Origin of the sequence: Halorussus rarus (assembly GCF_003369835.1) — an archaeon.
Lineage (GTDB): Archaea > Halobacteriota > Halobacteria > Halobacteriales > Haladaptataceae > Halorussus > Halorussus rarus.
In genome coordinates, this window is the sequence record NZ_QPMJ01000001.1 from 1,128,051 (window position 1) to 1,146,056 (window position 18,006).

Here is an 18,006-nt window from a genome sequence, read left to right on the forward strand (position 1 = left end):
AACATATCTTTGCCTGAGGAATCTACTATGATTCTGCTGACTGATTCCTAAGATAGAACCAGGCTGGCGACCCGTGTTGACGCGTTTGTACCGTGAAGAAGTTCCATCTACCGGCTTCCATTCCGCTTTGCGCCACTAATTGTTCCGAGATAAAAACATGAAACTGAACTGTAGTAGAATTATCAGCAGAAATGGAGACCTGAATTCTTTCTACCACTTCGCTTTCGATTCCTGCTCGAAGAGTAACATTCTGAGTCAAGTTCACCGAGTTTGGATTTGTGATTTCTGCAGTAACCGTGGTCAATCCACCGACAGTAGTATTTTCTGCGTTTATCGAACTTACGTTAAATGACAGAGGTTCTGACTGCACATTTGTTTCCTCGGATTGAAGCCCTTGGCCACCCCCTTTTTTTAGTGATATAAATGTCCCTCCACTTGCAATACTAACCAATAGAGTACACGCTACCGCTATTACGATCATCTTTCGTGTCATCTTATGACACCAAGAGTAGTAGAACATCCTCTAAAATAGTTATTTTGCGATATTTCTATAAAATATATCGCAGTAAAATGGTTAACCCGTGAATTACTGTATCAGAGCGTACTCCTTGGAACCGGGAGTCGGTTGAAGAAAACCGGCGTCCATCTTGACAACTGACCCAACGTACGTACCTACGAACGGTCGCAGGACTCTTGACACTCCCGTTCGTTTATGGCCGTCTCGATTCCGACCCCGGAGACTCCCTGCTGACGGACAGTTAACGTTCTAACACCATTTCCGGCAAGAAGTCGTCACCGACTAGGGGATGAGAACAGAGTGATCTCGAAAGACCGTCGTCGAGGACCTAAAGTTCACTCGATGCTCCTGCGACGAGGAAACGAGCGCTGGAACTTGCGCACAACGGGTACTACTCTTTCGACATAGTCCCCCAAGAAAGGGCGGGAATACTTCGACCTGGTTGGTCGAACTAATCGGCAACACGAAGAGACGGTGTGAGACGTGTAGAATCACGGTGTTTACTTGAAAACTCGGTATAGCCACTGACTCAGTAACTATCCGAGCGTTGAAGTCAGTCAATGGCCGTCGATAACGCATGCTCCGTGAAATCATCGCGGACACCGACAACTTCGACGGAACACTCGTCATTCGCTTCCGATATCCGGAGTGCCGATCACAATGACGATATCCCCATGACGACATCCCCATCATTCAAATGAGCGTGCATATCTCGCGCTAACTTATAGCCGCGAATCGTCCGTACCGCCGTCATACCCCGTCCCAGTGCTTTTCTTCTTACTCATATCACCGAGACAGACTACTGGATTTGACAACGTAGAACCCGTATTATTATCCACCTCATCTATCGTTCCTTCATAAATGACGTGGCTTTCAAGGTCGTCTTCAACAGCGATATAATTCTTGTCAATCGTTGCTGAAGTGGTTGTGGTGATGGTCCCGATGTAGACGTTTTCCGTGTTAAATTCACATTCTATTGGATAGTTCACGGTTACATCAAGGAGACGCATTTGACCGATGCGGATGTTTCCATTTCCGACAATATCTACCAACGTGCCTTTGTTCGTGCCGGTGAGGTCATTCCGATCATTATTTTCGTACCCAATCTGATTGACGTTCAACATCCCACCACTCATCTTCAACTGCATCGCCTGTCCCATATCCCGTTCGAACTGAAGCGTTCCGATGTCCAAGTAAATCGCACCCCCATCAACATGGAATCCGATAGACTGCGTGGTGTTAGCAATCGTTGCTTGGTCAAGCCGCATGTCAGTCATCCCTCCCGTGGTGAAGTGGAATGTCTTCCCCGTCCCACCCGTACCGCCATAAATTGAGTGCCAATGCGACCCCCACGGGGCATCCGATGTTGTCTTCACCCCGGTTTGATAATACGAAAGCGTGATACGGCCGATATGCGATTTCGGCCCCGCGTCGTCATCCCAATGGATTGCGTTTGTCAACTCGTTCCCAGACTGGCCGGAGATATTCACGCCATCAATGAACGAATCCGACAGCCGATATTGGGTTGACGAAGCAACCAGACCATCGCCGCCATGAGTGAACTCAATCTTGGTTTTTGCAGTCCCGTGGCCGAAAAGACGAACACGCTCGAAACTCACATCTCCAGCTTCTTGGATAGTTGTCGGGGGGAGTAAGACAGTACCAGTAGATTGACTCCCACTCATCGCAATGTCACAGGCATCTTGTACTGGCGTTGTGGTGTCATTAGGATTGACTACCGTCCGCTCACCATCCGTTATAGCAACAAGTTTCCCATTCGAAAGTGCATGGCCGCCGCCTATTCCCCCGAAATCACCCACCGGACCATCCGAACCGATAGATAATTGGTCTGCATTGAATCTCTGAACGTGCTGCTCTGGGAGAGGTTTCGATGTTGTACCAGTCCCGCCGGCGACAATCCAACCAGATGCGCTGGAGTCCCAGCGCCACATAATGCGTTGATTTGTCGCGTAGTACAACTCGTCATCGTAGTCACCGGAGGACGGTCGATTAGCGATAGGGCCGCGTTCAATCGCTTGTTCGTCGACAGCATTGACGAGATCGCTGTGATCCCAGTTTGTATCGCCTTGTTCGTAGTCGTAGAGGTTAAGTCGGGGAGTCTTCTGTACCATGAGATGGGTTTCTCTATCGGCCTTTATTAAATTCTCCGCTATGCATTGATTGTAGGTGCAGATTGGATCACCTCCAATGCCACCGCTTTTACCGCTACTGTACTACAGTGGCTTATCGTCGCTATCACTACTTGAGCCATCGCAGAATCCGTCAATCTCTATCCGCAGTAAGTTGAGGTGGTGATATATTTGCCATCCTTACCGCAATTCCCTCTCTTGGGCGTCTAACGGGGGTAGTCCACTATTTAGGGTCAATATTTGATTGACCTCTGATGAAATATCAATTATTATGTTCCCTATCTGACATTTCATTGTTCACCATATCTCTATCAGAGTTCGATTTATCCCAGCGAACCGAGTATCTTCCCAGAAGAAATTCAGCCCATGATAGGAGAATCACGTATTCCATCAGTATAAGATACTTGACTAAGCTGACTCCTGTAGCCATGGAGACACTGGGGGAGGATTCAGTGGAAATGACCCGTGATTTAATGGTTTGAAGAGCCGAGGCGAGTCCGAGTGCACCAATGGTTGTTAAACCAAGATACCAACTGAAGGCTTGGTACGCTCTGACACTCAATAATATTGTGAGTGCTCCGCCAAGGCAAATAAAGAGAATTGGCGAAAGAAGTTGCAGCGTTTTCCGTGAAGGAAATATCAGGGCACGGTAGTAATCTGTCGGTGTTCCGAGGAACCGCCAGTGCCGCACTATCGCTTGCAGGACGCCGATTAATCGACGTTTGTTGACCTCCACCTGTTCGCTCGCTACATCAGGGTCAGGTTCGTAGACGACTGCTTCTGGTTCATATCGGATTTCGTATCCCTCCTTCCGTATTTGAATCGACAAATCAAGATCCTCTGCAAGACTGGATGGGTTTGCAGTTGCGATAGATTTCCGCCAAGCGCTTATCTCGCCCACGAACTGGGTCACGGAATCAAGACGGGATTCGCCCATTGATTTTATATGTTCGAGGTCGTGATAGACCTGATTTGACGCAGTGAACTCGGCTGTCGTGGGAATGTTACCGTCACTACGTTTCAGGCGGCCAGCGACACCTCCAACGGCCGGATCGTTGAAGTGGGCACCTATCATTTGAAGGACTTCGTCGTCGAACCATGTGTTCGCATCTGAAACGAGGACGATTTCACCGGTAGCCGCTTCGATCGCAGTATTGATTGCAGATGCTTTCCCTCGTCGCTCTGATTCTGTCAGTACGCGCATCTCGGGGTGCTTACCTTCGGTGATATGCTCCTTCAGTCGGGGAACCGTTCTATCTTTGGAGTTGGAATCTACAAAGAGGACTTCATATGAGTGCTCTGGATAGGATAATTCCGAGATATTTGTCACTCGTTGTGCGACGACAGTTTCTTCGTTATAGGTGGGTACAATGATCGTTATGAATGGTGTCGAAGTTAGGTCTTTGTTAGGAGACTCCGTTCTCAGTGCAGTAATTCCCATAAGAAGTGGATACCCGCCGAAATACCAAAGGAGGAGAAGGGTTGAAACTCCAGCGAAGAGAAGTGCGATGGACACTCGCGTCACATGGTCTGTGAACATTGTATCCCTTACTCTATTCCACGAGGCTAAAAACCACCTCTAAAAATGTAAGCTATCTTGACGGCTATCGTGATATCAAAGTTCAGTTTATGTATGACAAGAACTACTGGACTCAGGCCGGTGAGCGGTAATGTTGTTGCACCATGTTAGTTGATGTGATCCGTGGTTGGTCCTTCATTATCGCTTCTGGGAGGATGGGAATTGATGTTCAACTTCGACTAACCGCTTGAGTAAGGTGTCATATCGACTCATGAGGGACTTCCAATCATACTGTTGACCGAGATCACACGCGTTCTCAGCAAGATAATCTTGGAGTTTAGGCGAATTAATAAGCATCTGGAGTGCAGTCACTATCTCTGCAGGATTATCCCGAACAATTGCGTGAACACCGTCTTCAATAGGAATCCCTTGAGTCCCAACAGTTGTCGTGACGATTGGAAGACCCGCCGCAAGATAATCTAGCATTTTGAGCTTCGTTCCAGACCCCCGCGGTAACGGACAGAGTGCAATATCAGCTAAATATAATATATCCGATAGGTCGTTGACGTATCCTGGAGTGTATACGTTCTCAGGAGTGCTTCGTGGTGGGCGGCGACCCACGAGAAGGAATTCAACTTCGGGAAGCGCAGGAGCGAGATCTGTACTAATGATTTTGGCAGCACCCTGATTAGGATCATAGTCAAATGAACCGACGAAGACACAGACGGGCTTCGAGGTATCAATTCCGAGTTCCGCAATGAGAGACGCAGGATTATCTCCGCCTTGTATATGGCTTATATCAGTTCCATTCGGTATGATTTTTGATATGGTTGTTGTAGAGAGGCTAAACGCTTTTTGGTCATTTTCTGACATGAATACTACTGCGTCAGCATTGTCTATACCCTGCTGTTCATACTTTCGCATGTTCCTAACTGCCCGGTGGCGGACTGAGCGTGGGAATGATTTATCTTCAAGATACTGATCAAGATATCTATAATACGCATTGTGCTTATTATGAAGGACTGGTGCTGAGTGACCAGTTGCGATCTTCTTGGCGGCATCCATAAGTTGGGGTGATTCAGAGACAACAATATCAAACGACAGGTTTTGCCTTCTTATTGCAGCGACAATCCGATTTGTCATTATCGTCACCAGTGGATGGTGGCGGAATAAGAAACCGCCGTACCAAAGGTCGTTTTGGAGGGTTTTCCAAGTCAATAGAGGTGAGTTCATCGGTAAAACATTGATATCCTCCGGTGGAACAACATCGCTGTCCCAAGGGGAGGCCAACCAAACCTTGCCGATTTGAGCAAGCTGTTTCGTAGTACGCCAGATCCGTGTTTCTTCCCCACTTGTTGGTGGACACGGTTGGTTCTTACTGAGTTGAAGTATATTCATATTTAATTCCCACTAAGAATTCCATTCTCGAAAGGTTGATTCTAGTTCTACTCTTGAAATGAAAGAGGGAAGGTCGGAACGATTCACTGCAAATCACCTTTCCTCATCCTAGAATGGGAGTTGTCTAGTCTTCCCATTTTCGCTATTACTCAAGAGCAGTATTCCAGTCTGGGCAATAAACCTAGGGCTATATCTCATCTAACAGATAGAAATAAGACTATCGGGGCGTCTTCCTTCTGCCACCAATCAGCAGATATAGAGTATTCATCCACAAAAGAGCCACCCGGATATTAATATGCTCATCTATTAGTGTAGCGGTCTGCTAACTGCCGGGTGTGTTATGAGATCCCTTGCAGTAGTTCACCCCGATTTACAAATGCGAGGAGGAGCAGAAGGCGTCGCAATGAACGTCTTAGAAGTACTCCAAGACAAGTTCGATGTGACACTTCTTACCCTTACCCACCCTTCATTCAAGAAACTAAATACGTATTATAATACCTCTGTAGAATCCGAACTAATCACCGTCCAACAATTAGGGCCCCTAGTTCGGTTTTTACATGATCACTTTCATCCACGGTTGTATACACTCCGAATGTCTTTGTTTTCTAGGCGATTATGGCGACATTCGGGGAATTTTGACGCTGTCATTAGCACATATAATGAATTCCCCCTTGAAACCGATTCTGTTCAATATGTTCATATGCCTCAATTTGAACGCTTTATGTGTCGAGGTGAAAAGAAAGATTTTCTCGCACAACATGATTTACTGTGCCGAAGACTCGCCCGTTTTTCTGCTGGTCGCGTTACGAGTAATACATTGTGTACTAATTCGAACTGGACCGCCTCAATTATCGAAAGAGCATATGACGTAAACCCAAGGATCATCTATCCCCCAGTAGATACAAAAGGATTTGTTAACCGATCCTGGGATACTCGTGAAAACGGTTTTATTACCTTGGGTAGAATTAGCAGGGAAAAGAATGTATTGGAGATAATAGAAATTATTAGGGAAATACGTACAAAAGGACATGATGTACATCTTCATCTAGTGGGACCGATTCCCGATACTAGCTACGCTATGTCTGTTCGTAAACAGGTTGCTCAGAATGACTTCGTTTTTCTAGAAGGGGCTCTCCCTCGGACTGAATTGGTTGACTTCATTTGTCGGCATCGGTTTGGTCTACATGGTATGACTCAAGAGCACTATGGCATGGCCGTTGCTGAACTGGTTGCAGCCGGAACAATTCCGTTTGTACCAAATGGCGGCGGTCAACGGGAGATCGTCAATAAGAACGAACTCCTATTATATGATACCCCTGATGAAGCTATAAGTAAAATTGACAATATCCTTTCGAACCCCGCTCAGTGCCAACGTGTAAGAGAAGAACTCGCTAAATCAGCCAACTATTTTAGTCCGGGTCAGTTTCAATCTGAATTCTTTTCTTTAGTAAATAATTCAATTTAATAATTTATTATTTCCACCTCTAAACTATACTTGTTGATCATTTATTGGTTCACATACCCACGGATATCCATAATCCTCAATCTTATAATTGAAACTCTTTACTAATTTCTGTAATCCCTCAATTCCGTGATTTTCGGCGGTTTCATGGGGTTCTATGTAGAGCGTAGGACGATATTTTTCTATTGTCTGACTAGCACCTTGTAGGACTTCCTTTTCGAATCCCTCTACATCCACCTTTAGATGATTCGGAGATGGTAAAGAATCTGACTCGATAATTCTATCTAACATAGTTACGTCAACGTCCTGAGTTCCAACTATATGGGAATTATCATATGTTGCGTTGAATTTATTGAATGATCCTCTACCTTGATGTGAGGACTGATAGAAAGTTAGAGTTGTTTCCTTATTTGCTAAACCAATATTATATGCAGTAACTAAATTGGTGTCATTAATGCCAATATTCTTTTGAAGTCTACAAAACATTTCAGGGTCTGGTTCAAAAGAGACCACCTCACGATCTGCTATGGCCGCTACTAATGTGTAGTTTCCAATATTTGCACCTACATCATATAGAACATCTCCAGGTGATGAGCGAGAAAGAAACTCAGTTAACAATACTTCAGATGGTGATGGAGCAAGGCTATAAGTAAAATAAGAAATCCCATGTACCTGTTTCCGTAACCCTTTCACTTCATGTTGATAATTGAGCGCCTCAATATTTCTAGCGGCTGTCAATATTTGATCAGGCAATTTAGCTAACCCCTCCCTCAAGTACGAACGTAGATGTGGCGAATTATTCATAATTCCTAGATACCGGTATTGAACTCTGTTTGTTGAGGTCCCGACTCTCAACAAGGAGACTGAAGCAGAACGAACTAAAGATTGTCTGCACCCCAAGGATGATCAGCGTATACGCGATGAGACTTGGTACGACAAATGGTGTCGCCACGTTACCGGCTAGCCACTCAGCAGTCATGTATCCAGCCATAGCCGACCCAATTCCTAACAAGAATAGACCAAGGGTTGCACCATGCTCCAATTGGAATTCTTCTGCAATCCATGTCGTAACCCGATCACTTGGTGATTTAATGGGATTTGCAGCAATTGAACTGACGACGGCTAAACTACCGACTTGCGTTCCGATGAGCAGGCAGAGGCTGGCAACAATCATCGTATGGACGCCAAACGAGATGCCGCCAAATTGGATCCCTAACAGGGAGACTATAGTAAGAAGTCCTCCTGCAAGTCCACAGAAGGTTGCGGGTCCGGTGAAGAGATAGCTGGGAGCGTTTTGGAGCATGAACTTCACGTGTCGCCACCCGTCACGGAAACTTTCGAGGGTGGCATCGCCCACCCTTTCGTGATAGGTGATAGGCACCTCGACAATCTCAAGGTCTTTCTCTGCCGCTTCCATTATCATTTCGCTTGCAAACTCCATACCCCCACTTTTGAGATCGAGTTTTTCTAGCGCATCACGACGAATGACACGGAAACCGCTGTGGGCATCAGTCACACCAGCATCATAAAATCTATTCAAGAACGTGGTAAGCAATGGATTGCCGACATACTGGTGTAAATTGGGCATTGCTCCTGGTTTTATCTCACCTGCGAAGCGACTCCCCAAGACGATGTCTGCCTCTTCGAGTACGAGCGGCGTCAGTAGTTTCGGGAGTTCCTCGAAGTCGTAGGTGGTGTCGGCATCACCGATAGCGACGTATTCCCCACGGATATGTTCGAATCCGTGCTTGTACGCGTTTCCGTAGCCCTCTTCGGGTGGCTTCACTACAGTTGCTCCGTATTCACGTGCAATCTCAGGGGTCTGATCGGTTGAGCTATCGCTAACAATGATCTGGATATCCATCCCGATTACGTCTTTAGCCCGGTGGATGCGCTCAAGACACTCTGCAATTCCGTCTTCCTCATTCATAGTTGGGAGAACAATACTCAGTGTTGGCGTAGCCCGTTCAACATCGGGATGGGACTGCCCTGTCGTCTCGGCATCAGTAGAAATGACTTCTGGTTCCTGTACCGTTGCTTCGTGCTGGTGGGATTCTGATGCCATGCTACTCAGTCACCTCCCTAGGCGATTTTCCTGAAATCATGGGTGAACCACAGCGGACGCAGACGTATTGTGATTCGACTGTCTCAACAGCGGGTGCGTTACAATCGATACACTTCACCGACGCTGCTCGGACTCGCTTCGGGAAGCGATCACTTCCCATCGTAGAACCTCCGAACTAGTGGCTTTGAACTCAGCAACCCCGTTTTTATGGTCCGTGGCTTTTGTGAGTGAATCGATTGGCTACCTAGCAGCTGTCCCCCATCCATACTCGTCAGACCAACAATCAGTTAGATAGAGTCATCGCCTGAGGAGTTCCTCAAAAACTGGTTTTTCACTTAAAAGCGTTTCGAGTACATCAAGATCTTGGAAATAGACCTCATGTAAAAGATTGTGAAGAAAATGATTATCAGGAGTTTGCTTGTAATGACCGGCAAATGGGGGATGCACAACAGTCACCAACGAGTCTCTTTCAACTGGTGAATCAACGGTACTCCTTCCTAGCGGCGCTTGACGCACAGATCTTACAGAAGCGAGATCTCGTAACTGAACTTGACGTTTCCCGGTCAACCGTTGACCGTGCTATTCGAGAACTGGAAACTGCACAGTTAGTGAGGAACCATACATCCGGTTATCACGCTACACTCTATGGCCGTACCGTATTGGCTTGTTATGAGTCTGTTCTTGATACGATGTCACATATTCAGCGTGCAAAATCTCTCTTGGCGTTGTTACCGCCTGATGTAGCATTCGAATTTAGTATCTTAATTGATGCTGAAGTTCACACCACGTCACGTCCTGCTCCGCATACACCAACTACCCGAATAGCAGAACTCGTTGAGAACGCATCTCAACTGAAAGGCCTTGCGTATGCTCATACGTCACCTGAAGCGATGAGCCTCTTCGAAGAACAGATACTTGACGTTGGGATGACAGCTGAGTTGGTATTCCAAAAAGAGATGTTCGTCGTCTTGGCGGATACCTATCCGGAAGCCGTCACAGATTTCACAGCCAGTAACAACTTCACTGGATACATAGTTAGAGACTTGCCATATGGACTATTCATACTTTCATTAGAAGATCGAACTGTCGTATGCCTCATTATTTATGATCCAAATAAACAACTTCAGGGGATCATCGTCAATGATACGTCACAGGCTATCGCCTGGGGGAAAGACGTGTTTCAACAGCATCGGTCTGAAGCCGCCCCCCTTGATGGAGAAGAGTTCAATATCTGACCTAGAATCAGATTCCAATTGAGCCTATAGGACCGGTTAAAAACCCATTATAGCTGCCAAACGTCGGTGATTTTCGCCTTCAGTCCTTGTTTCCCTCGCTAGCTACGGAGGCACTTTGAATACGACGGTTAATGTCCTCAATCGTGCGCTCTTCTAACTCTCGTGTTGCTAAGCGACCTTGAACCAAGTCCAGTAGATCAAGCTCCTGAAGGAGATGGCGGGTTTCGTCTCGTTCTAAATCTAATCGTTGTTGGGCTTCGTAGAGCGTCTTTACTTCTTGGACAACCGTTTTTACTTCGGAGAGAGTCAGATCAGAGGGTAAATCAACAAAATCCGCGATATCGGATGTTCTGATTTCTAGATTGTCTGAGTTGGTAGGTATCTTCTCTTGTTTTGAATGTCCGTCTCCCTCATCACCTTCCTCTTCTGCGGATTCGATTGTTGTTTCAGTAGGTTCATTTTGACTTTCACTGGCTTTCAAGGAAGATTCTTGGCCAGACGCACTTTCTGACTCTATCTTGGCTCCATTGCCATCGGTAACCAGTAGCGTGTTTGTTGCTGCGTCTTGCGAGGAACCTGTCCGTGACTCCTGATTATCAGTTTCTCGGCCGTCTTCCTGATCTCTCCCGCTGCCGTTGAGCGCAGGGATCTCGTCAGGATCCATCTCCAAGAGACTATCAGCTGATGTCGGCCCCGACCGCGATGCCGGCTCATGGATTCCGTGTTGAATCATGTACCGCCGCACCGTTTGCGACGTTACGTCTACTTCAAGTGCATCGGTCATCTCCGCAAATGTATCGTATTTCTCGTAGACCGCTTCAAGTTGATCAGGATCCCGATACGGAGGGCGAGATGGCTCTTTATTTGTCGGCTCGACATTTATCTTTGAGGGCTTAGCGTTGTTGTCCCGGTTAGACGACCCGTGAGAGTCATTCTCTTCATCCGTTGAATTATTAAAATCTACAAGTTGCTTGTCTGTCTCACCATTGCCGGACTGTATTCCCTTTTCCGGGCTAGCAGTCCCTTGAGGTTCGCTAGACAGATCTGATTCTGAAGGCTCGACCGATTCATCTGACTCTGTATCTGTCTTAGGCTCTTTACCGTCAACTGCAGTTGGACAATCCTTACTCGGGGATATTTGATCCGGTTCGTTCGATATTTCGGTCTCCGTCTGGCCAAGTGAACTCTTTGAGCTTTCTTCTCCCTCCGATGGCCGGGCGTGGTTCGAAGTCTCTTGTTGCCTAATGGTAGCTTGGCATTCTACGTATAGAGATCCGTCATCTGCTATCTGAGTATCGCACGGAGTGATTGTCACGGGGTCGGTGATGGACTGAGTTTGAAGAAATGGGATTTGAATCCCAAACCTCACACTTAACTTCTTATCGTCAAGGTACTCCTGACTTTCAGGTTGTATACTCGTAAGAGTTAATGACTCATCCGTTCCAACTGTTTCAATCGTTTCGAGGGCCTCCCCCATCTCTTGATATGCAGTCCCTACCCCCAACATGGTTAGTGAACTGTGGACAGGTCCGATACTTATAAAGATAGATGGTAGTTCGGATAACTAACACCACCATAACACTTTTCCAGAAACGGGAGGAACGGCGGTAATACAGGCCTATATTGTGGCCATGGCGATTACTTCATTCTAGAGACCGTGCTACTATCGATCTACCGGCTGGAGTTTCTGGTAATGAGGATTCTCGAAAAGTAACCGAAAGAAGCGTGGTCTTCGATGATTGCAACGAATCATATTTCAAGAGAAGTTGTTTCGTCCTGCTGTGCTTCCTCTCTTGGTGGTTTAACGTCGTTCAGTTAGCTATTAGGTGCCTACAACGTTACTGATTTGCTTTGCTGCGTCGTGTTCCCGGCAGTATCTGTTACCTTTAGACTCACGTTTAACGAGGTCCCGATAGGGAATTGAAAGATATCCCAACCCGATGCACTTCCGCCGGTTACGTCGGTAACAGCGAAGTTTAGATTGTAGGAACCGTCACCGACAACGACCTCGACGACGTCAAGATCATTCCCGGAATCCGCGACCTCCCACTTGACAGTCACCATTCGATCATCTCCGAGTTCTTCACTCGTTGCCAACGAGAACGAGTTAATCGTCGGGACACCAGATTCGGTGTTACTTCCACCATAGGGAGATTCTCCGTATCCTGCCTCTCCGTATCCGGTTGCAGTTTGGGCTTGTACTGAATCAGTTCCGACGGCTGCTGCGATTGCTGACCCAGCAAGTGCCAAGTATGATCGCCGATTAAGAAGCAGAGATTCGTCTTTCTGTCGTTCAAGCTGCTGTTGCTCGCGTGCCATGCAATTTGACCCAACCAAGAATTACGCAAGTAGGTTCCGGTCTTGAAGGAACAGGCTATAGAGTCTCATCAGTGGAGGAGATAGTGATTCACCACTACTGGTTTGTATCGTAGACAGTACGCATAGGAGATTCGTCGTTGTACCATGGCATCTGATCTTCCAGATTGGTTGAGCTCAGAACTGTAGCATAGTGCGTCATTGTTTAGCAGTACACGTGAGTATGGAAGGAAAGCAGTGAGCGACGGCTAGCAGTTCTCTACCGCGTTTTTATAGTGATGAGAGGACGTTCGAGAGGTCGAAGAGGAGGACGTCATCGCGCGTGTCAGCGACGTGTTCGAGATCGTCGGTGTACCCGGAGCGGCTGAACAGGACGTACAGCGTCTTTGCGTCTGCTGGCTCCCCTGACCAGCGCACCTCCGTCGTCGTGCGTTCGAGATCGGTGAGAACGCCTTCACTAACGGGGCGGGAGGTGAACTTACACTCGCCCGCGACGAGTCCGTCATCGGTGAGACCGAGGACATCTAGTTCGTGTTCTTTGAACCACCATTGCCCGACGTCACGGAATCGGCGGTCGATGAGTTTCGGGAGCGCTCGCTGGCAGAGGCGTTCGAACAACGGACTCACGTAATCCGCGAGTTCGGGCGCAACGAGTTCGTTGTAGGCGTCGTCGCCGAGCATCCGAAGTTGGTCCTGATTCCCGTACACGAACCGGAACCAAAACCGGAACAGCGGCGCGCCGATGCGATATCGGCCGCGCTTAGAGGCCGTCGGCGATTCTGTCACGGGAATGTGGCGTTCGACGAGGCGGATCCGGCGAAGCTTCTGGAGGTACGTGCTGAGCGATCCCGACTCCATGCCGGCCATGCCTGCGATCTCGTTCGGGGTCCGACGCCCGTGAGCAAGCGCGCGGAGAATGCTGAAGTACGTGTTCGGCTGCCGAAGTTCGGTCCGGAGTAAGAACTCCGGCTCTGAGTACAAGAGGCCGCGCTCCGAGAGGATCGATTGCTGAACGTTTGTCCCCAGCGGCTGTTCCGGATCGATAGTCTGGAGGTAGTACGGTGTGCCGCCGTAGATCGACCACGCGGTGATGGCGGTCTCGGGGTCATACGCCGGGAAGAACTGGCGCGCATCAGCTGCGGAGAGGGGCTTGAGGTCAATCGTCGCCGTCCGACGACCGTACAGCGGTGCGCTTCCGGAGAGTACCTTGTCCTCCATCACGCTGATCGAGGAGCCGACGAGAACGAGCGTCATCCCGGTCTCTTGGAGCTCCATGTCCCAGACGCGTTGAATCCGCGAGGGAAGCGACTCGTCCTCCTCAATGAGGAAGGGGAACTCGTCGATGACGACGATAGCGTCTTCCTCACCGAGTGCTTCAAGAAGGGCCTCCCAATCACGGCGGACGTTCCGCAATGAGGAGAACTGTGCGGTGGTGGTATCGACGAACTGTTCGAGCTGGTTCTGCGCCGTTGACTCGACCGCTTGGTAGTAGACGGCGTCGTCCCGGTCAGCGATGGACTGACGAACGAGCTCACTCTTCCCGAGACGACGCCGTCCGTAAATCACGACCAGATCTGCGGTCTCGGACTCGTAGCAGTCTGTGAGTTGATCGAGTTCGACGTCTCGATCAACGAATTGAGCCATACAGCTAGTTGTATCTCTTCCTAATTGGAACTTCCGATTTCGGAAACTACGATTTCAGAAATCACGATTTCTTCCAGATGAAGAGCGATAGTGTGTTCTCTAGAACAACGATGAGGCTATCTTAACAACATTTGATACAACCGTCCTTTTAGGTATTTTTATTTTTCTGCTGTCTTCATGGTAGTATGTTGCCTCAGAATTAAAGTATAGTGGTTATTATAGATAAAATGTTCCAATAGAGTAGTCTATTCCGGTTCCCCGCCGCTCTCGTTAACCTATCGGCTGGCAGACTGATTATCGGCGGTGACGTTCACCCACAGGTGGGTCTCCCGGTAGGCATTCTCGACGGAGGGATTCTCCGGCGGTGGCCCCGCGTAGGCGAGGACCGCAAGTCGGAGGTTCGGTCCCGTGAGGGTCGGCGTGAGCGACACCGCTTCGACCCACGACTCGCCGGGCGAGACCGACTGGTGGGTCCGATACAGGACCTCCTCGCGCGTGACCGACGACTCGGCAGACCCGTCTGCCGGGTCGACCCGCTGTAACTCCACGACGATGGCGTAGGAAATCTGCCGCCCCTCGCGGTTGGTGAGGCCGACGTGCATCCGTTTGGTCTCGCCCGCGGCGAACTCGGTGGGATAGTCGTCGGCGACGAGTCGTCCGCTCTCGTTCTCGGTCAGCAGGTAGAGTTCGGTGAAGTCCGCGTCGCCGGAGGGAGTCGTCACCTCGTCGGCGACGCTCGCACCCGCGGCGGCGAGGCTTACGACCAGCAACACGCTCAAAAGGAGGTCCACCCGCTCGCCGCGGGCGAACGAACCGACGTGGACGCTGGCCGTCCAGTCGCCGAGCGGAACCGTCAGGCGCTCCTCGGCCGGGACCGCCAGTCGTCGGACGGCCGCGATTCCCACTAGTGCGAGCGTCACGCCGCTGATGGCGACGAAGACGGGGAGTAGCCGGATGCGCCACGGCGTGAGGCCGAGACCGAGACCGACCAACGGCGACACCGCGAGGCTCGTCCCGAACGAGAGGACGGTGCGCTCGGTCCACGTCACCGACCTGCCGAAGTCGGCCGCCCTCGGGAAGAGAACGGCCACGACGGCGTAGCCCGGCGCGAAGAGGACGAGTGGAACGCCGAACGTTGCCCGGAGCAGATCGGATTCGACTTGCTGGCCGACGACGAGCGCGTAACATAGTGCCACGAGAACCAGAAGGGCCCCGAGGTCCGCGGGTATCTCGCTCGACACCCATCGGAGAACAGAGAGCCAGCGACGCCGCCACTTCCTGTCGGAACCCGAGCTCACGGGTCGAATCTCGACCCGAACTGACAAAAGTCGAACGGCTTTAAACAGTAGCCTGATAGTTTCCGGCGCGCACACGGCTCTCAGTGGAACTCGTTCGACGGCCGGCCCGCTTGCCACTTCTCGGCGACGGTCGCCATCGTCTTCACGACCACCTGTCCGTCCCGTTCGCGCTCTGCGACGTATTCGAGGATTTCGGCGACTCGTTCGTAACAGGCGTCAGTCACGAGGTCGTTGGGGTGAAACCAGAGGTGGAAAAGTTCGTTGTTCTCGGCCGCCGCGTCGACGCCGCGCTTTGCCCGCTGGACGACCGGACTCTCGTGGAACAGTTTGACGAACTGTCGTGGGAGTCCCTCGAAGGTGAAGCAGTAGACGGAGGAGGGGATGGCGACCAGTCCGTACTCGTCGACGAAGGGGGTTACCGTCGGCGGTTCGTTCCGGCCGACTGAGAAGGAGGCTAACTTTCCGAGCGCGGTGGGGACGAGGCTATCGTCGTACCAGTTAGGTTCAGGCGTCGCACGGTAGCAGTCAAAGCCGTGTTCGGCGAGGAGGTCGCGGTGGCCGATTCTGTTTCGCGGGAAGACAAACGAGGAAAGTGACAGGCCGCGAGCGCTCGCCGCTTCGACGCTCGCTGCGAGTTCCGCGTCGGCCATCTGTCGGGAGACAGCGGCGTTCCCGAATATCTGGTGGGAGAACGAGTGGCACGCGATTTCGTGGTCGACCGACGATTTGACGATAGCGGAGACCAGCCCGTCGTCGAACCAGTAGCGGCGGTCTGGAGAGTTTCCGCCGGGGTCGCTGGCGAACCAGTCGGGCGGGGACGGATGGTCGGCGTGTCGGCCGTCACAGTGGTCGAGGAACAGGTGGCCGACCACCGCCCACGTCGCCGGAAGTTCGAGCCTGTCGAGTAGCGATAGGGTGCGTTGCCACCCACGGCGGGCGCTCGTCACGTTCTTCCAGGGGAGCGATGGCAGATCGTGAAACCCCCATGCGAGCTCCGCGTCGAGTGAGACGACGACCGTTCCCATGTCTTCTGACCGTGAGTGAATTCAGTAGGCGTACTTCCGATAGACGTCACGCAACTGCTTGAATACCGGCCATCCCACCGACGAATACCCCTTTTGCCACATCAGCGACGGGACCGCCTTCGCACCGAACCGCGACTTGAATCGGAAGACGCCGTCCGTGAAGTCCGACCCCGACCCGCCGAAATCGTAGTAGTCGTAATTGCGGTCCTGCGCCCACTGGATAGCCGCGGCGTGGAGCGCCTCCGAAGGGTAGAACTTGAGCACATCCTCGGTCGGAATCCCAGCGAAGTAGTAGTGGACCGCCGACCGCTCGTCGTCTAGCAAACAGAGGTAGCGCCCGAGTTCCATCCCATCGCGCTCGGCGACGAAGACCGCGAGGCGGTTTGGCATTGACTCGTAGAGTCCGTCGAAGAACTCGTAGGGCAGTACCTCACCGTCGATGCGTTCCATGTTCGAGACGTAAGCCTTGTAGGTTTCGCGCACGACGCTCTGGTCGAGTTCCGGCGTCCGCACTTCCACGTCGGCGTCCTCGGCCCGGCGGAGTCCCTGTCGTCGGCTTTTGTGCATGTTCGCCTTGATTGTCTCCCAGTCGGGACGCAGGTCGAGGAGTAGTCGGCAGTTGACCAGATTCGACTCGTACCCCTCGCGCGCGAAGTGCTTGCCGTATCGGACGTAGCCTGGGTCGCTCGTGATGACGGAGTGATAGAGCACTGACGAGTCGGCGGCCGACGGGAGCGCCTCGAACATCCGCCGGAGCGACTCCTTTTCGTCGGTCATAGTGATAGGGCCACCGGTACCCGGTTCGGTCGAGACGAGGCGTCTGAACAGGACTCGGCCGGCCACGTCCGGCAGTCGCTCCGGGATGGCCGGCGGGTCAGTGAGAACTGGGGCCGTGACGTTCGGGAACACCGCAATCGGGTTTTGACCCTTCGAGACGACGACGTGGTTCGGAGAGACGTCGAGGGCCTCCTCGACGGTCTGAACCCACCCGTATCGGTGGAACAGGCAACCGAGGTCCGACTGCTCAACGACGTGGTTCCACTGGTTCTCGTTCATTTCCGTGACGGTGTCTATCAGTCGCGTCTCAAGCTCGCTCATGATGGGTATTCCGACGGCTCTCGTCGGTTCGTCTCTCCAACGAAGGGTCGGTGGTGTTTTTGTTATTTGCCACTGTCTACGGGCAACGCGACCCGGTTCTTTCAGAAATACAATCGTTAAGCCGTCCCTCACATGCTTCGACCCCGATTTTCGCTGGCGTTGTCGGTGGACGACCGACACGTCCTTAGCGGCTTCAGTCGGCGAACCTAGTTTCTGACGGCAGAGCCGATCGAAGCGTCGGATTTGTGTATATCCGGAACTGCATCGAGGGGGTGAGGT

14 protein-coding genes are annotated in these 18,006 nt (G+C 50.9%); 2 read left to right on the forward strand and 12 right to left on the reverse strand.

Annotation, left to right across the window (positions count from 1 at the left end; genetic code table 11):
* Window positions 1-25: 25 nt before the first annotated feature.
* The 4 genes from DVR07_RS21375 to DVR07_RS05520 form a co-directional block, all read right to left on the reverse strand.
* Complete coding sequence (locus DVR07_RS21375; RefSeq protein ID WP_162829435.1) at window positions 26-520, reverse strand: hypothetical protein; 495 nt, start codon at window positions 518-520, stop codon at window positions 26-28.
* A gap of 719 nt (window positions 521-1,239) precedes the next feature.
* Window positions 1,240-2,649: a hypothetical protein gene (locus DVR07_RS21380; protein ID WP_162829436.1), complete on the reverse strand. Its 1,410-nt coding sequence runs from the start codon at window positions 2,647-2,649 to the stop codon at window positions 1,240-1,242.
* A gap of 280 nt (window positions 2,650-2,929) precedes the next feature.
* Window positions 2,930-4,207, reverse strand: a complete 1,278-nt coding sequence (locus tag DVR07_RS05515; protein WP_115795747.1) for a glycosyltransferase — start codon at window positions 4,205-4,207, stop codon at window positions 2,930-2,932.
* Window positions 4,208-4,384: 177 nt separating this feature from the next.
* Entirely contained in the window at window positions 4,385-5,584 is a 1,200-nt protein-coding gene (locus DVR07_RS05520) for a glycosyltransferase family 4 protein (protein WP_115795748.1), read from the reverse strand.
* A gap of 700 nt (window positions 5,585-6,284) precedes the next feature.
* On the opposite strand from DVR07_RS05520, the gene DVR07_RS05525 reads away from it, so the two are divergent.
* Complete coding sequence (locus DVR07_RS05525; protein ID WP_162829437.1) at window positions 6,285-7,049, forward strand: glycosyltransferase; 765 nt, start codon at window positions 6,285-6,287, stop codon at window positions 7,047-7,049.
* 24 nt (window positions 7,050-7,073) lie between these two features.
* Here the strand turns inward: DVR07_RS05525 and DVR07_RS05530 are convergent, their stop codons facing one another.
* Window positions 7,074-7,820: an FkbM family methyltransferase gene (locus DVR07_RS05530; protein ID WP_162829438.1), complete on the reverse strand. Its 747-nt coding sequence runs from the start codon at window positions 7,818-7,820 to the stop codon at window positions 7,074-7,076.
* Window positions 7,821-7,842: 22 nt separating this feature from the next.
* On the reverse strand, window positions 7,843-9,111 hold the full coding sequence (locus DVR07_RS05535; RefSeq protein WP_115795751.1) for a glycosyltransferase family 2 protein: 1,269 nt from the start codon (window positions 9,109-9,111) through the stop codon (window positions 7,843-7,845).
* Window positions 9,112-9,545: 434 nt separating this feature from the next.
* Between DVR07_RS05535 and DVR07_RS05540 the strand changes: the two genes are divergently transcribed.
* On the forward strand, window positions 9,546-10,346 hold the full coding sequence (locus tag DVR07_RS05540; RefSeq protein ID WP_115795752.1) for a helix-turn-helix transcriptional regulator: 801 nt from the start codon (window positions 9,546-9,548) through the stop codon (window positions 10,344-10,346).
* A gap of 79 nt (window positions 10,347-10,425) precedes the next feature.
* On the opposite strand, the gene DVR07_RS21385 is transcribed toward DVR07_RS05540, so the two are convergent.
* From DVR07_RS21385 to DVR07_RS05560, 6 genes are all read right to left on the reverse strand, one after another.
* Entirely contained in the window at window positions 10,426-11,823 is a 1,398-nt protein-coding gene (locus tag DVR07_RS21385) for a hypothetical protein (protein WP_162829439.1), read from the reverse strand.
* A gap of 353 nt (window positions 11,824-12,176) precedes the next feature.
* On the reverse strand, window positions 12,177-12,665 hold the full coding sequence (locus DVR07_RS21390; protein ID WP_162829440.1) for a hypothetical protein: 489 nt from the start codon (window positions 12,663-12,665) through the stop codon (window positions 12,177-12,179).
* A 267-nt stretch (window positions 12,666-12,932) separates the two neighbouring features.
* Window positions 12,933-14,306 (reverse strand): ATP-binding protein, encoded by a 1,374-nt coding sequence (locus DVR07_RS05545; RefSeq protein ID WP_115795753.1) that lies wholly within the window; start codon window positions 14,304-14,306, stop codon window positions 12,933-12,935.
* A gap of 275 nt (window positions 14,307-14,581) precedes the next feature.
* A complete protein-coding gene (locus DVR07_RS05550) occupies window positions 14,582-15,502 on the reverse strand; it encodes a DUF1616 domain-containing protein (protein WP_162829441.1) in 921 nt (306 codons plus the stop codon).
* Window positions 15,503-15,684: 182 nt separating this feature from the next.
* Entirely contained in the window at window positions 15,685-16,629 is a 945-nt protein-coding gene (locus tag DVR07_RS05555; protein WP_115795755.1) for a polysaccharide deacetylase family protein, read from the reverse strand.
* Window positions 16,630-16,650: 21 nt separating this feature from the next.
* Entirely contained in the window at window positions 16,651-17,859 is a 1,209-nt protein-coding gene (locus tag DVR07_RS05560) for a lipid II:glycine glycyltransferase FemX (protein ID WP_162829442.1), read from the reverse strand.
* Window positions 17,860-18,006 lie beyond the last annotated feature (147 nt).

Coding starts and splice junctions, on each gene's coding strand:
- DVR07_RS05520 (WP_115795748.1), bottom strand. CDS start 5,584: ATGAATATACTTCAACTCAGTAAGAACCAACCGTGTCCACCAACAAGT.
- DVR07_RS05540 (WP_115795752.1), top strand. CDS start 9,546: ATGGGGGATGCACAACAGTCACCAACGAGTCTCTTTCAACTGGTGAAT.
- DVR07_RS05525 (WP_162829437.1), top strand. CDS start 6,285: ATGCCTCAATTTGAACGCTTTATGTGTCGAGGTGAAAAGAAAGATTTT.
- DVR07_RS05545 (WP_115795753.1), bottom strand. CDS start 14,306: ATGGCTCAATTCGTTGATCGAGACGTCGAACTCGATCAACTCACAGAC.
- DVR07_RS21390 (WP_162829440.1), bottom strand. CDS start 12,665: ATGGCACGCGAGCAACAGCAGCTTGAACGACAGAAAGACGAATCTCTG.
- DVR07_RS21375 (WP_162829435.1), bottom strand. CDS start 520: ATGTTCTACTACTCTTGGTGTCATAAGATGACACGAAAGATGATCGTA.
- DVR07_RS21385 (WP_162829439.1), bottom strand. CDS start 11,823: ATGGGGGAGGCCCTCGAAACGATTGAAACAGTTGGAACGGATGAGTCA.
- DVR07_RS05515 (WP_115795747.1), bottom strand. CDS start 4,207: ATGTTCACAGACCATGTGACGCGAGTGTCCATCGCACTTCTCTTCGCT.
- DVR07_RS21380 (WP_162829436.1), bottom strand. CDS start 2,649: ATGGTACAGAAGACTCCCCGACTTAACCTCTACGACTACGAACAAGGC.
- DVR07_RS05535 (WP_115795751.1), bottom strand. CDS start 9,111: ATGGCATCAGAATCCCACCAGCACGAAGCAACGGTACAGGAACCAGAA.
- DVR07_RS05555 (WP_115795755.1), bottom strand. CDS start 16,629: ATGGGAACGGTCGTCGTCTCACTCGACGCGGAGCTCGCATGGGGGTTT.